The organism is Micromonospora sp. NPDC047812 (genome assembly GCF_040704175.1).
Classification (GTDB): Bacteria; Actinomycetota; Actinomycetes; order Mycobacteriales; family Micromonosporaceae; genus Micromonospora.
This window is the reverse complement of sequence record NZ_JBEYRY010000044.1, coordinates 1-1,176: the sequence shown is the minus strand read 5'-3', so window position 1 is coordinate 1,176 and position 1,176 is coordinate 1. Positions and strand designations below refer to the sequence as shown.

The window sequence follows — 1,176 nt, the reverse complement described above, 5'->3', positions numbered from 1 at the left end:
CTCACCCAACACACCCGGCAAATCCACCAAACCACCCCACCGCAACGGCACCTCCAAACCCACCACCCGACCCAAACCCCACACCGCAGCACCCGCGACATCCACCAACACGTCCGAGCCGCCGACCGACACCGCCCCCCGCGTCAGCCACCACAACCGGCCCTTCCCGCCGACGTCGGTCAGCGCCTGCACCACGGCCAGCGCCGTCGACACCTCGGCGGCGGCCGGAACCGTGCCCGGTTCCCCGGAAGTGGCCGACTCCCCCGGGTCGACCAGCGACAGCAGGGACACCACGTGGGCGTCGCGGTCGTCGGTCCCCATCGCCTCGCGCAGCAGCCGCGCCACCCGGTCGCGGTCGGCGCCGGCCGGGATCAGCACCGGGACCGCCCGGTCGGCCCGGGCGGCCAGGGCTGCGGCCACCGGGTGGTCCTCCTGCCCCGGCGCCATCAGCAGCAGCCAGGTCCCCGCCAACGTCGCGGACTCCGGCACGGCGGCCGTACGCCACGTCGCCCGGTACCGCCAGGCGTCGACGGCGGCCCGCTGCTGCGTGGCCCGCCGCCAGCGGGCGAGCTTGGGCAGCAGCGCGGTGGACGGCTCGTCCGCGCCCACCGCCAGCTCGTCGCCGAGCACGCCGAGGTCTCCGGACTCGACCGCCGCCCAGAACCGCTCGTCGGACGGGGCGCTGGCGCCATCCGGAGCCGAGCCGGGCCGGGGGTCCTCCAGCCAGTAGCGCTGCCGGTCGAAGGCGTAGGTGGGCAGTTCGACCACGCGCGGCCGGGCGCCGGTCTGGCCGAGGTACGCCGCCCAGTCGACGGCCACGCCGGCGGCCCAGAGCTGCCCGACGGCGTTGGTGAGGGTGGTGACGTCGGGCTGGTTGCGGCGCAGGGTGGCGACGTACCGCACGTCGTCGGGCGCGTCCGCCTCGGCTGCCATGGCGGTGAGGACCGCGTCGGGGCCGAGCTCCAGGAAGGTGTCCACGCCCTGCGCCCGCAGCGCCGCCACACCGTCGGCGAAGCGCACCGGCTGCCGCACGTGCCGCACCCAGTAGCCCGGGTCGGTGATCTCTGCGGCGTCCGCGACTCCACCGGTCACGTTCGACACGACCGGAATCCTCGGCGACCGCCAGTCCAGGCCCGCCACCACCGAGGCGAACTCGTCCAACATCGGCTCCATCAA

The 1,176-nt window shown here is 75.3% G+C and carries 1 pseudogene; it reads right to left on the bottom strand.

Annotated features, from left to right (window positions below):
* Positions 1-1,164: pseudogene (locus AB0883_RS30790) on the bottom strand (polyketide synthase); the annotation flags it as partial.
* Between the last annotated feature and the right edge of the window lie 12 nt (positions 1,165-1,176).